This window comes from Desulfovibrio piger (assembly GCF_900116045.1).
Classification (GTDB): Bacteria; Desulfobacterota; Desulfovibrionia; order Desulfovibrionales; family Desulfovibrionaceae; genus Desulfovibrio; species Desulfovibrio piger_A.
In genome coordinates this window covers 2,174,655-2,187,888 of sequence record NZ_LT630450.1, presented here as the reverse complement: position 1 = coordinate 2,187,888, position 13,234 = coordinate 2,174,655, and the positions used below count along the sequence as shown (strand labels likewise).

The 13,234-nt window shown below is 66.4% G+C and carries 12 protein-coding genes; 10 read left to right on the top strand and 2 right to left on the bottom strand.

Annotated elements, in window-relative coordinates; genetic code table 11:
- The first annotated feature begins 291 nt into the window (after nucleotides 1-291).
- From DESPIGER_RS09825 to DESPIGER_RS09795, 7 genes are all read left to right on the top strand, one after another.
- Nucleotides 292-1,830, top strand: a complete 1,539-nt coding sequence (locus DESPIGER_RS09825) for a class I SAM-dependent RNA methyltransferase (RefSeq protein WP_072336199.1) — start codon at nucleotides 292-294, stop codon at nucleotides 1,828-1,830.
- A 284-nt stretch (nucleotides 1,831-2,114) separates the two neighbouring features.
- Nucleotides 2,115-2,591, top strand: coding sequence for an AtpZ/AtpI family protein (locus DESPIGER_RS09820; protein WP_072336196.1), 477 nt, complete (start codon nucleotides 2,115-2,117; stop codon nucleotides 2,589-2,591).
- A 77-nt stretch (nucleotides 2,592-2,668) separates the two neighbouring features.
- Nucleotides 2,669-3,019: a hypothetical protein gene (locus DESPIGER_RS09815; RefSeq protein WP_231927564.1), complete on the top strand. Its 351-nt coding sequence runs from the start codon at nucleotides 2,669-2,671 to the stop codon at nucleotides 3,017-3,019.
- 40 nt (nucleotides 3,020-3,059) lie between these two features.
- The gene (atpB, locus tag DESPIGER_RS09810; RefSeq protein ID WP_072336190.1) at nucleotides 3,060-3,764 is read left to right on the top strand and encodes a F0F1 ATP synthase subunit A; all 705 of its coding nucleotides are present in this window, start codon (nucleotides 3,060-3,062) and stop codon (nucleotides 3,762-3,764) included.
- Between the two features lie 87 nt (nucleotides 3,765-3,851).
- The gene (gene atpE, locus DESPIGER_RS09805; RefSeq protein WP_006007371.1) at nucleotides 3,852-4,175 is read left to right on the top strand and encodes an ATP synthase F0 subunit C; all 324 of its coding nucleotides are present in this window, start codon (nucleotides 3,852-3,854) and stop codon (nucleotides 4,173-4,175) included.
- A 376-nt stretch (nucleotides 4,176-4,551) separates the two neighbouring features.
- Complete coding sequence (locus tag DESPIGER_RS09800; RefSeq protein WP_072336188.1) at nucleotides 4,552-5,196, top strand: redox-sensing transcriptional repressor Rex; 645 nt, start codon at nucleotides 4,552-4,554, stop codon at nucleotides 5,194-5,196.
- A 295-nt stretch (nucleotides 5,197-5,491) separates the two neighbouring features.
- Nucleotides 5,492-6,073 (top strand): nitroreductase family protein, encoded by a 582-nt coding sequence (locus tag DESPIGER_RS09795; RefSeq protein WP_072336185.1) that lies wholly within the window; start codon nucleotides 5,492-5,494, stop codon nucleotides 6,071-6,073.
- A gap of 386 nt (nucleotides 6,074-6,459) precedes the next feature.
- On the opposite strand, the gene DESPIGER_RS09790 is transcribed toward DESPIGER_RS09795, so the two are convergent.
- Nucleotides 6,460-8,169, bottom strand: coding sequence for a cobyrinate a,c-diamide synthase (locus DESPIGER_RS09790; protein WP_072336182.1), 1,710 nt, complete (start codon nucleotides 8,167-8,169; stop codon nucleotides 6,460-6,462).
- A 79-nt stretch (nucleotides 8,170-8,248) separates the two neighbouring features.
- The gene (locus tag DESPIGER_RS09785) at nucleotides 8,249-9,529 is read right to left on the bottom strand and encodes an IMP cyclohydrolase (protein ID WP_072336179.1); all 1,281 of its coding nucleotides are present in this window, start codon (nucleotides 9,527-9,529) and stop codon (nucleotides 8,249-8,251) included.
- A gap of 215 nt (nucleotides 9,530-9,744) precedes the next feature.
- Between DESPIGER_RS09785 and DESPIGER_RS09780 the strand changes: the two genes are divergently transcribed.
- The 3 genes from DESPIGER_RS09780 to DESPIGER_RS09770 all read left to right on the top strand — a co-directional run bounded on the left by DESPIGER_RS09780 (nucleotide 9,745) and on the right by DESPIGER_RS09770 (nucleotide 13,199).
- Nucleotides 9,745-10,107: a hypothetical protein gene (locus DESPIGER_RS09780; RefSeq protein WP_072336177.1), complete on the top strand. Its 363-nt coding sequence runs from the start codon at nucleotides 9,745-9,747 to the stop codon at nucleotides 10,105-10,107.
- Nucleotides 10,108-10,392: 285 nt separating this feature from the next.
- Nucleotides 10,393-11,871: a phosphotransferase gene (locus DESPIGER_RS09775; RefSeq protein WP_072336175.1), complete on the top strand. Its 1,479-nt coding sequence runs from the start codon at nucleotides 10,393-10,395 to the stop codon at nucleotides 11,869-11,871.
- Complete coding sequence (locus DESPIGER_RS09770) at nucleotides 11,868-13,199, top strand: CDP-glycerol glycerophosphotransferase family protein (RefSeq protein ID WP_072336172.1); 1,332 nt, start codon at nucleotides 11,868-11,870, stop codon at nucleotides 13,197-13,199. The genes DESPIGER_RS09775 and DESPIGER_RS09770 overlap by 4 nt, the downstream gene beginning before the upstream one ends.
- Nucleotides 13,200-13,234: the final 35 nt, after the last annotated feature.

The window sequence follows — 13,234 nt, the reverse complement described above, 5'->3', positions numbered from 1 at the left end:
TGGCCGCGCCACAGGCCACGCATCCTGTGGCGGGACGCGCGGTAGTCGGGGCCAGACAGAGGCGTAGGCCAGTTGCGTTGCATAGCACAGGAAAGGCCGGGAGGCAATGCTTTTTTGCCTGACGACGGATTTTTCCCACGCCGGACGCGCTTTTCCCGCCGCGGGAGGGGCGGGGGACCATCCCGCCGCCGGACGCGCATTGCCAGCCCGGGGCAAAGCCGCTACAAGAAAGATCATCGTGCCGCGGGCCTCTCCGGCCTGCCCTCCGCCACCCCAACCCCCTGTTCCGCCATGACCGACGAGATCGTTTGCCGCATCGACGCCCTGGCCCACGACGGCCGCGGCCTGCACCGCCCCGAGGACGGAGGGCCCGTCATCTTCGTCGCGGGCTCCCTGCCCGGCCAGACGGTGCGGGCCCGCATCATCCGCCGCCAGAAACGCTTCTGGGAGGCCCGGCGCACGGCGGTGCTGGAGGATGTGGCCCTGGCGGCGGACATCTGCCCCCACGGCGAGGATTGCGGCGGCTGCCCCTGGCAGCGCCTGCCCTATGCGGCCCAGCTGCGCTGGAAAGGCCAGCTGGTGCGCGATGCCCTGGAGCGCATCGGCGGCCTGGGCCGGGATGCCGCCCTGCCCCTGCGGCCCGCCCTGGGCTCCCCGGAACAGCGGGCCTTCCGCAACAAGATGGAATTCGCCTTCGGCCCTGCCGACGGCAGCGGCCTGTGCCTGGGCCTGCGCCGGCGCGGCGGCCTGCAGGTGCTGCCGGTGCCCGGCTGCGCCCTGCTGCCCGCTGAGGGGCCGGGACTGGTCACGGCCTGCGCCGGTCTGGCCGCCCGCAGCGGCCTGCCCGCCTATGTGCCGCCGCGCAGCGCCGCCGAGGAAGGCCGCCTGCGCCCCCGGACGGACAAGGGACGCGGACGCCGCCCCCGGCGGGAACGCCCCGGTGCGGAGGAGTGCGGCTTCTGGCGCTTCCTGGTGGTGCGCTGCGGCTGGCCCGATCCCGCTCCGGCACAGGCCGCCGCGGCCGATGCCCCGGGACGCCGCTGGTGGCTCACCTGCGTCACCAGCCCCGGCACGGCGGAACAGCGCCGCACGGTGGCCCGCATGGGCCGGGAACTGCTGGATGCCTTCCCCTGCGTCCAGGCCTTCGTCCATGAGGAACGCGCCACCCCTGACGCCCTGGTGGCCGGGGAGCGGCGCGTGCTCTGCCTCGACCGGCGGGGCGAGGCCCTGCCGGGCGACGAAGCCCCGCTGTATCTGCCCCTGGGCGGCCGCTGGTTCGGCCTCGATCCCGCTTCCTTTTTCCAGGTCAACGGCCTGGCCGCCGAACGGCTGGCCGCCACGGCCGTGGAGCAGCTCCTCTCCCCCCGGCCGGGCGCGGCGCCCCGCCGCCTGCTGGACGTCTATTGCGGCGCCGGAGCTCCGGGCCTGCTGGCAGCGGGACATTTCGACGAGGTGCTGGGCATGGAATACGACCGCCGCGCCGTGCTCCTGGCGGAACGCAATGCCCGCCGTTTCGGCTTCGGCCACTGCCGCTACGAGGCCGGGGACGCCGCCCGCCTGCTGACGGCCCTGGCCCGCGAGCACGGCCCCGGCCACTGGGATCATGCCCTGCTGGACCCGCCGCGCGGCGGTGTGGCCCCGGAAGCCCTGGCGGCCCTGCGCCATCTGGCGCCGGAACGCCTGGTCTACATCTCCTGCAACCCGGCCACCCTGGCCCGCGATGCCCGGGCCCTCTCCGCCGACTATGAACTGATGCAGGTGACGCCCCTGGACCTCTTCCCCCACAGCCCGCATGTGGAAAGCGTGAGCTGCTGGCAGCGCCGCACCTGAGGCGGGGGCCGTTCCCCGGTGCGGCACGGTACGGATTTTTGACGCTTCCGGGGCTCTCGGCCTTTTTTATAAAATATGTCAGATAGTTAAAAAATATCTTCTTTTTCAGCAAGATAGAAGCGCGGGACGCACGCCCTTCCTGGCAGGAAGCCGGTGCAAATCCACAAATTGCATTGACGCAGCCATGCCATTGTGATAATTTGTACATTGACACGGCTTCAGGGGGCCCAAACGATTTTGCGGTCCCCGCCCGCCCGTCATCACAGCCGGAGGCAGGAGAAAACGTGTCACTGAAGGACATTTTCAAACAGCAGAGCAAGGGCATGGAATCCCTTGCCACCACGGGCGTCATCGGCATGCACATGGTGAGCGGCCCGCTGGTGGGGTTCGCCATCGGCTACGGGCTCGACGCCTGGCTGGGGACGGGTCCCTGGCTGAAGCTGGTCTTCCTGGTCATGGGGATCATCGCCGGCTTCATGAACGTCTATGAGGATACCCGGCGCCTGCTGCGCAAGATGTCCCGCGAAGAAGAACAGAAACGTGCCGAAGCCCTGGCCGACAGGCCCGAGCGCGCCACGCTGAAGAAAAAAACGGTCGTCCCGGACAGCATCGCCCGGGCCTGCGCGGCGGAGACCGCCGCCGTCAGCCGGGAGACCGGCGGCAAGGCCCCCGCGGCGCGGCTGCGCAGCGGCACGACCGGCCCGGAAGCCCCCGAGGGCGAAGGCACGAAGACCGGCGGTCACGACCGCAGTGACGGATAATGTTGGGACCCTTGCTGAAAGATATTGACAACTGGCTCTGGCGTCGGGGTATAAGTCATCCGGTCATTCTGCCGCTGGTGCGGAATCTGATTCTGTTTACCGGCATCTGCCTCGGGATGGGCGGCGTCGGTTATGCGCACATGCCCGGCCTGTTGTGGTTCGGCGTGGGCGCGGCAATGATAACCTGGACTTTTTGGGGATTGGCCCGCTTTTTCTTGCGGCAGCCCCTTGGTGAATACAGTACGGCGTTCCTGCGCGTGGTGCTCTTGCGCTGGGGAGGCAGACTGGCCGTACTGGCCGTGGTGACCTATGTGGCCCTTGCAGTGTGCGGGGCGCCGCTGACGGCCCTGCTGGGAGGGTTGGCCGCCGCCACGGCATTGGCGCTCATTACCTACGCGTGGGCAAGCCGCGCGGCCGGAAAGCGCTAGCGCCGGATTTTTCACCTTAACCAAGCAGGAGGCATGTCTCATGGCTGGTGGTTTGCCGCATCCGGTATTACTCTCCACGTTCTGCAACATGGACCAGATCACGATCGGCGGACAGGTGGTGGAATTCAAACATGTCTTCTACTCCTGGGTCTGTATGGCCGTGCTCTTTGTGGTGGCCTATCTCGTGCGCCGTCGCCTGACCCTGGTGCCCGGGGGCATGCAGAACTTCTTTGAAGCCCTCATCGATACCATCGAGAACTTCATCTGCAACACGATGGGCGAGGCCGGCCGCCGCTTCGTGCCCCTGCTGGCCGGCATGTTCATCTACATCTTCGGCATGAACCTGCTGGGCCTGATCCCCGGCTTCGACGCCCCCACGGCCAACCTGAACACCACCGTGAGCATGGCCCTGTTCGTGCTCGTGTTCTACAACGCCCTGGGCATCATCCGCTGGAAGGCGCACTATGTGCACCACTTCACCGGGCCCTCCAAGTTCCTCATCCCGCTGATGTTCCCCCTGGAGATCGTGTCGCACCTGTCGCGCCCCGTCTCTCTTTCCCTCCGTCTTTTCGGCAACATCCGCGGTGAAGAAATCGTCATGGTGCTCTTCTTCGTCATGGCTCCCATCCTGGGCACCATCCCGATCTATGCCCTGTTCCTGCTGGGCAAGACCATGCAGGCCTTCGTGTTCTTCATGCTGACCATGTTCTACATCAAGGGCGCCATCGAGGCCCCGGAACATTAATCAGCCCGCTGCCCCTGCGGCAGCCCCGAATCTGTGGGGAATGGTCGGAAACGACCCAACTTATACAAACTGTTGAAGGAGTGTCACATGCGCAAACTTCTGATGATCGCCCTGAACACCGTGGCCCTGCTGGGTATGGCTTCCATGGCTTTCGCCGCCAACCAGCTTGATTCCGCTTCCCTGGGTTACACCTGCCTGGCCGCCGCTCTCGGCATCGGCATCGCCGCCTTCGGTTGCGGTATCGGTATGGGTCTGGGCCTGAAGGGCGCCTGCGAAGGCATCGCCCGCAACCCCGACGTGAGCGGCAAAGTGACCGGTACCATGATCCTGGCCTTCGCCTTCATCGAATCCCTGGCCATTTACGCCCTGGTCATCAGCTTCATCCTGCTGTACGCCAACCCCTATGCGTAGGCCGTCCAGGCAGTAATGCTGCAACGGGGGGACTTCGGTCCCCCCTTTTTTTGTCCCGGCGCAGGCGTGGTTGTCCGCTCCTTCACGCAATTGTTGCGTAATGTAACAAAGTGCCTTTTTTTTCGCCGTCCGCCGGCCGCCGCCGGGGGCCCGCGGCCCGTGACCGCCTCCGCCAAAATATTTTCTGGGACCGGACTTTTTTCCCTTTCCCCATTCACACTGCCAGCAGACTGATTATATTGGCTTATCATTTCGCCCGCCTGGAGATGGAAGAAACACGGGCTGCATTTCCGGTGCTTGCGGATTCCTTTTTTTTCCATTAAGTTGAAAAGACTAAATTTCACAAAAGCATCACAAGCTTGAGCAGGTAGCTATTATGCCCACGGAACCCAAAAGCAAACATATCCCCCGCGCCACCATCCAGCGCCTGGCCACCTATGTGCAGGTGCTGGAAAATTTTGCGCGCGACGGCGTTGAAGTCATCTCCTCCAACCCCCTGGCCGAGGCCTGCGGGGTCAACGGCTCCCAGGTCCGCAAGGACCTGGCCTACTTCGGCGAATTCGGCATCCGCGGCGTGGGCTATCACATCACCTCCCTCATTGCGGCCATCACCTCCTCCCTGGGGGTCGACCGCGAATGGCGCATGGCGCTCGTGGGCGTCGGCAACCTGGGCAAGGCCATCCTGAACCACGGTGAATTCCGCGCCCGCGGCTTCAACATCGTGGGCATCTTCGACTGCGACCCCTTCAAGATAGGCGAGATCGTCCACGGGCTGGAAGTGCACTGCACCAAGGACCTCAAGGCCATGGTGGCCGAGCAGAACATCGAGATCGGCATCATCACCACGCCGCCCGAGCGCGCCCAGCGCGCGGCCCAGCACCTGATGGACGCGGGCATCACCTCCATCCTCAATTTTGCCCCGGCGCGCATCAAGACCCCGGACCATGTGCATGTGGAGTATGTGGACTTTTTCCACCATCTCTATGCCCTGGCCTTCGACCACACGAGCCAGCACCGTTAGAACGGCACGGCGGCAGGCGCCTTTTTCCAGGGGGGGACGGATGTCCTCCTCTTTTTTTCTGCCGCTTCCCGCGCTGTCCGTCCCCAAATCTCCGCTTGAAAAAGGCCGGGCATCCGTGTTGTCATGGCGGGGGAAGACCTGTCTTCCCCGCCTGCGCGCGGGGCGCAACCCAAAAGCTGACAATGCCAGCCCGCATAAGGAGTCTTCCCCGCCTGCGCGCGGGGCGCAAGACGCACCGGAACAACATCGCTCACCGCAACCGGCAGACAGAAGATCTGCCGTTCAGGAGAAGCCCATGACCGACTTCAGGACGCTGGTGGAGCAGGCCCGTACCTGCCGCCGTTTCGAGGAAGAACGTCCGCTGCAGATGGCGGATCTGGAATGGCTGGTGGACTGCGCCCGCCTTACCCCCTGCGCCCGTAACGCCCAGCAGCTGCGTTACAGCCTCGTGGGCCCCGGCGAGACCTGCCGGCGCCTGTTCGGCATGACCAAATGGGCCGCGGCCCTCAAGGACTGGGGCGGCCCCTTCCCCGGCGAGCGCCCCACGGGCTTCATCGTCATGAGCATGCCCAAGAGCGCGGGCGACCTGGTCTGGCTGGATACCGGCATCGCGGCCCAGACCATCAACCTGGCCGCCTCCAGCCGTGACTGGGGCTGCTGCATGATCGCCTCGTTCGACCATGACGGCGTGCGCGAACTGGTCCGGCTGCCCGACGACCTGCGCCCCACGCTGGTCCTGGGCCTTGGCGTGGCCAGGGAAGTGCGCCGCGTGGCCGACGTGCCCGAAAGCGGCGCCCTGGGCTACTGGCGTGATGCCGAACAGGTGCACTATGTGCCCAAGCTGTCCCTGGACACGCTCATCCTGAACCGTTTCTAGGAACCCAGGGACACGCCGGGAAGGCCCCTGCCCTCCGCTGCCGATGCCCGCAAGGTCCCTGCGCCGCCAGCAGGCACGCCCCTTGAGGCCGCCATCCGGCCACTCGCGCAGCAAAACGTCCTCCCCGTGCGCCCTCCTTTCCCCCACAGCAAAAAAGGCGGCGTTCCCGGAGCCACACTCCGGGAACGCCGCCTTTGATCTTTACAACAACACAGGGCCCGTCCCTATCCGCTGATCGTGCCCGCCGCAGCACTGTCAGCAGGCCCGCCATATCCTGCGACGCCTCCCGACAAAAGTTTTTGGAAGGGAAAGGGGGGAGCTTGAGGGGGGAGAGGGAGAACCTTTTTCCAAAAAGGTGTCCCTCTCCCCCCTCATAAAAACCTTCCCTATCTCCCAACCCGTTCCTGGCGGTAGCAGCGGGCCAGCTCCACGAAACGGGAGGCCCATCCGGGCACCGCCGGGGCGAAGATATGGCAGTAGGCGGCCCAGACCCGGCCGCGCACCAGGCCATCCCGGCCGTGGCCCCCGGCATCGCGGCCCATGCCCGTGCCCTTGCAAAGGCGCAGGGCATGCTCCAGACGGCCGCTGACGTCGGCAGGCTCGTGGCAGAGGGAATAGTGGAACTCATGGCCGCGCAGGACCGTGCCCTGGGGAAAATAGGGATTGGTCAGCACCACCTCGGCCCGCACATAGCCCAGGCCCTGCGGCCTGGGACAGAAGCGGGTCTCCACGGGAAAGATGCCGCTCATGGGCCAGCGTTGCCCGTCACGCTCCAGGGCCGAGGCCAGGACCATGAAGCCGCCGCATTCGGCATAGACGGGCAGGCCCTCTCCGGCCAGCGTGGCCAGACGGGCCAGATGCGGCGAGGCCGACAACTCCCGGGCCCAGTCTTCGGGAAAGCCGCCGCCCAGATACAGGCCGTCCAGCTCCGGCCACGGCGCACCGTCCAGCAGGGAAAGGCGCACCAGCTCCGCCCCGGCCCGGCGCAGGGCTTCGAGGTTCTCCTCATAGTAGAACCACAGGGCCCTGTCGCGCACATAGCCGATGCGCGGCGCAGAGGGCCCGTGCCGTCCTCCCGCGCCGGCCGGGGGACAAGGGACCGGGCCGGGGAGGGCCCCGGCGCCCCCGCAGGCTTCCCCGCCCGTCTGCGGCACGGCAGACGGCACGGCCCGAGGGGAGGTGACGGACGCGGCTTCCGGCGGAGCTTCCTCGCCGCAGGATGTCCCCGTCCCGGCAGCGAAGACCGTGTCCGCGCCTCCGGCAACAGGCTGTCCCCCGCCGGAGGAGACGGCGCGTCCCTCCCCGGACCAGGCGGCCTCGTCCCAGAAATCCGGCTCTTCGGGCAGGGCGGGCAGATCGTCGGCGATGGCCAGCACGCGCTCCATGTCCACATGGCCGCGCACCACGTCCGCCAGCTTTTCCAGGATCTCCTGGGCCTGCGGGGCCAGCTCGTCGCCGCACAAAGAGGCCAGGCCCATGTGCCGCTCGGGCAGGGGGTTCTCGCGCAGGCGGGGGATGGCCCCCAGCACGGGCACGTCCGTATAGGTGGTGATGGCCTCACGCAAAATGCCTTCGTGCCGGGCCGAGGCCACCTGGTTGAGCACCACGCCCGCCAGACGCAGGCCGGGCTCGAAATGCCGCACCCCGGCCACCAGGGCCGCCGCCGTGCGGGTCATCTTGGTGCAGTCCAGGCTGAGCAGCACCGGACAGTCCAGCGTACGGGCCAGTTCGGCCGTGGCGCAGGAACCGCGCACGTCCATGCCGTCGAAAAGGCCGCGGTTGCCCTCCAGCAGGGCCAGCCGGGCCCGGCCGCGTCCCACCACATGGCGGAACAGGGCCCGCAGGCGTGCGGGGGGCAGGAAATAGGGGTCCAGGTTGCTGGCCTGCCGCCCGGCCGCCAGCGAGAGCCAGGCCGCGTCGATATAGTCCGGGCCTTTCTTGAAGGGCTGGACGGCCAGCCCCTGCCGGGAAAAGGCCCGCGCCAGGCCCAGCGAGAGCAGGGTCTTGCCGCCGCCCCCGGACAGGGCGGAGATGCAGATACGGGCGGACGGGGCCCCTGTGCGGGGCGTGCGGGGATGGGAAGACACGGCGGGCATCCTTGGCTGACGGGAAGGCGGCAGGGCCGCGGACATGAAAAAAGGGCACGGCACCGGCCGGTGCCGTGCCCTCTGGGGACTAGTGCTTGAAGGAACGCTGCCCGGTGAAGACCATGGCCACCTGCGGACTGGCTTCGTTGCAGGCCGCGATGACTTCGGCGTCGCGCATGGAGCCGCCGGGCTGGCCGATGGCGGTGACGCCCTGGGCCATGGCGGCATCCACGCCGTCACGGAAGGGGAAGAAGCCGTCGGAGATGAGCACCGTGCCGGGCAGGCCGCCGCGGGCAGCCTGGGTACGGGCCTGGATATCGTCCAGGGCGGCCTTGAGGGCGGCGTCCGTGGCGGCCTTCTGCTTGAGCTCGTAGAAGGAGAGTTTGTGCTCGCGGAAGGCCAGGGTGTCGGCATACTTGGTGTAGGCCTTGTGGATGGCCAGTTCCACGCAGCCCACGCGGTCCTGCTCACCGGTGCCGATGGCCACGGTGGCGCCGTTGCGGGCGAAGATGACCGAATTGGAGGTCACGCCGGCCTCCACGGCCCAGGCAAAGCGCAGGTCGGCCATCTCCTGGGCGTTGGGCTTGCGGGCGGTGACGGTGACGCCGTTCTTGTCCGTGGCTTCGGCGGGCAGGAAGTCGGCATCGGTGAGGATGCGGTTCACAAAGGATTTCTGCACCACGATACCGCCGTCGGCCAGGCTCTTGATGTCCAGGAAGGCGGACTGCGTCAGTTCGTCCAGGCGGCCCAGGCCGGGCAGTTCCATGATGCGCAGGTTCTTGCGGCCCTTGAGGATCTCCACGGCGCCTTCCTCATAGGCGGGAGCGGCCACCACTTCGAAGTAGCTGGCGGCCACCATCTCGGCGGCCTCGCGGGTGAAGGGGCGGTTGACCACCACCGCGCCGCCGAAAGCGGCGATGCGGTCGCACCAGAAGGCCTTGTCCAGGGCGGCGGCCACGCCGCCGTCGTCCCAGGCGGCGCCGCAGGGGTTGTTGTGCTTGAGGATGATGGCCGCGGGGCGCTCGCTGAGGTACTGCAGGATATTGGCACCGTTGTCCACGTCGGTGAGGTTGGTCTTGCCGGGATGCTTGCCGGCCTGGATCATCTGGGCCTCGGTCATGGCCGACACGATGCCCTGACCGGGACCACGCCAGCGCAGGCCGCCGCAGGTGATGCCGCCTTCACGCAATTCGTACAGGGCAGCGGGCTGGTCGGGGTTTTCGCCGTAGCGCAGGCCTTTTTCCTCGTTGTCCAGGGTCCAGACGCGCTTGTGGTACACAAGTTTTTCGTCACCCAGCAAAATGGTCATGGTCTCGGGAAAAGCGTCCTTGTGGACTTTCTTGTACATGGCCTTCAGGTCGGTCGTCATGATGCCTCCAGGTATGCCTAGCAAAAGGTGAAAGCGCTTCGCGGCGCGGCAATGGTGTAGCACAAAACGCCCCTGTCCACCAGTGCGCGCCCCGGGGGACCGGAGGGCCCGCCGCAGGGGCTGTCCCCGATCCGGCGGGGCGGCGGATTTGACGCAGGCCCGCAAATAAGCCATAACGACGGCGCGGTATACGCGCGCTTTTGCCGGAGGAAACCATGGAAAAACTGCTCACCCGCCTTGCCCGCCAGCTGGATGCCCTCGACGAGGCGTCGCTCATGTCGCTGTGGAGCAAGTACGCCACCATCGCCAGCCGTTTCGAACCGACCCAGCGCTGGGAAGAGGCCGTCCTGGTCTTTTCCATGATCCAGGCCAAACGCTACAAGAACCAGCTGTTCAATTATTACTGGGCACAGCAGGCCCAGCCGCACGAGGACGGCCCCGCCCCCGCGGCCCAGCCCCTGGCCCCCGGCTTCGACCTCATGCCGGAAAAACAGGAGGCCCCCGCGCCGCACCGCTGCCGTGTCCTTTCGTTCCGTCCCGCGCCGGGGGATACGGCCACCCCCCGCAAGGACGACTGAGCCGGGATCTTTCCCCGGCCCGTGCCCCGCTCACAAAAAACTGACGCTTCTACCTGTACAGCATGGACCGGGCCGTCTCCCGCACCCTCCCGGCCCTGACCCGCCCGGCGGCAACCACCGGGCAGCCCTTGCCTTTTTTCGCCTGTCGTGAGAAACCTCCGCACCCCGGATGCGGCATCCGGGATCGCGGACTCCGGGGGAAAGGTTCTCCTGCCCGAGCGCAGCCCCCTCACCAGCAGCGCGGATGTCCGCCACATCCCCGCACAACGCACAGGAGTGGTTCCCATGCGTGCCAACATTCTTTGTGCCGGCTTCGGGACGCGTCTGCGCCCCTTCACCTATCTGAAGCCCAAGCCCCTGCTCAATATCGGCGGCTACCCGCTGGTGGAACGCACCATCCGCCAGCTCCATGCCGACGGCGTCACCGACATCGCCCTGGTGGTCGGTTACAAGCACGAATGCTTCAACTATCTCGTGGACAAGTACGGCGTCCAGCTCATCGTCTCGGCGCAGTACGCCACGGCCAACAACTATTCCTCCCTCCAGCTGGTGGCCCACCGTCTGGGCGACAGTCTGGTCATCGACGGTGACACCTACATCCGCCGCCCGGTGGTGCCCCTGGTGCGCCCCGGGGTCTCGCAGTTCATCTGCCAGCAGACCCAGCAGGGCCGCGAGTGGGAGCTGATCACCGATGCCGGCGACCGCGTGGTGGCCGTGCGCAAGGACTCGCCCTCGGGCTACTGCATGTCCGGCGTCTCCTACTGGACCGAGGAGGCCGCGGCCCTCATCCGCGAGGAACTGGACAAGAGCGGCCCGGACGATTACTGGGAGGATGCCGTCATCCGCATCCTGGACCGCGTGCCCGTCTACGCCACCCGGGTGAAGATGCTGCTCTGCGAGATCGACAGCCTGAGCGACGCCCTTTCCCTGGGCCTGCTGACGCCCGACGAACTGGCCGACCAGTGCTCCGAGACCCAGATGGCCGAAAAGCTCAAGGGCCTGACCAACGATACCTACCACATCCAGCTGGACGGCAAGGGCCTGGTGCTGCGCATCCCCGGCCAGGGCACCGACCAGATCATCGACCGCAGCGTGGAAGCGGCCATGCTGGAGATGGTGAAGGATCTGGACATCACGCCCGAATGCCACTTCTACGCGGGCGGCATCAAGACCACGGACTTCCTGGAAGGCTACCGCATCCTGAACCACGACACCCTGGACCGGTTCGAGGTGCTCGGGGTGGTGGACATCATGCGGCGCCTGCACGACATCCGCATGCCCGCGGGCTTCCGCGACACCTACGGCCCCAGCGCCGTGCTCTCCGTGCTTTCCGAGGTCAAGCTCTACGAACGCCAGAGCGGCGTCAACCTGCTGACCGACCACGAACGCGAGCTGTTCTATGATTTCGCCCGCGAGATGGACAAGGACGAGAAGCGCTTCTGCCATCGCGACTTCGTGCTGGAGAACATCCTGCGCAAGGGCGACGACATCAAGCTCATCGACTTCGAGTACGCCTGCTTCTGCTCGCCCTACTGGGATTACGCCAGCTTCGTCACCGAGACCCGCCTTTCCGGCCCCCTGCTGGACTGCTTCATCGAAGCCAGCGGCGCGGACCGCACCCGCCTGCTCAAGGCCATGATCATCGTGGATTACATCTGGGGCCTGTGGGGCTTCTACCGCGAATGCATCGACTACGGTCGTGGCCGCATCGCGGAAATGGACCGCAACCTCAAACTGCTGCAACGCGGAGAAAAACTGGCATGAAGCGCGGTTTTCTGATTTCCGTGGGCGCCTATCTGGGGCTCTGGCTGCTGCTGGAGGCCCTGTTCCCCGCGCCCTCCTATGCCTATCTCGACCCCGGCACGGGCAACGTGCTGGTCTACCTGGCCATCAGCCTGGTGGGGACGGTGCTCTATTTCGTCAAGAACATCGTCTATGCCATCATGGGCAAGGCCAAGGGCGAACGCCGTCCCCAACAGCAGCTGCACCACGAGCGCATCCTCATGTTCTCCGAAGGCCGCAGCTACTACTATACCTTCAAGCCCGTCATCGATGCCTTCCTGCGCCGCGGCGTGCCTTTCTCCTACATCACCATGGATGTGGAGGACCCGGCCCTGACCATCGAGAACGACCTCATGAACTCGCGCTACATCGGCACGGGGTCCGCGGCCTTCGCCCGTGCCGCCGGCCGGCGCGCCGACATCATGCTCTCCACCACGCCCAACATCGGCACGCCCGGCTTTCCCATGCCGCGACCGCGCCGCGTGGCCAACCTGGCCCACATCTGCCACGGCGTGGGCGACATCGCCATGTACCAGAAAGGCTCCCTGGACCATTACGACGCCGTCCTCATGGTGGGGGACTTCATGCTGCCCAGCATCCGCAAGGTGGAAGAACTGCGCGGCCTGCCCCCCAAGGAATGCGTCTCCCTGGGCCTGCCCTATCTGGACGAGCTGGCCGCCAAGGCCCGCAAGAAGGAAGGCCGGAGCACCCCGCCCGTGGTGCTGGTGGCGCCCTCGTGGGGCAACAAGGGCTGCCTCAACATCTGCGGCCCCAACTTCCTGCTGGATCTGGCCAGGGCCGGCTATGACGTGATCCTGCGCCCGCATCCCCAGTCCCTCAAGGTGGAGACCGAGATGCTGGACACCATCCACGAGATGCTGCGCGACTATCCCAACGTCAGCTTCGATACCGAGATGGACGCCACCGCCTCCATGAGCCGGGCCGACGTCATGATCTCGGACAAGTCCTGCGTGCGCTTCGACTTCGCCTTCCTCTACGAAAAGCCCGTCATCACCCTGGACATCCCCGTGCGCAACCCCGAGCTCTACGAGGTGGCGGACCTGGGCGTCATCTGGGAAGACACCGTGGCCGCCCGTCTGGGCGAGGTGGTCTCGCCCGAGGACTTCAACAATATCGTGCCCGTGGTGGAACGCGCCCTCAAGACCCCGTCCTCGGCCATCGCCGCCTTCCGCGAGGAAACCGTGGCCTGCTGGGGCCGGAGCGGAGAAGCCATCGCCCAGTGGACCGTGGACACCCTGGCCCGCATGGACGCCGGACACGCGGCCCAAGCCGCCCCCCAAACGAAATAGCACGGCCCTTGCCGGATATGCTTTCAAGGAAACGC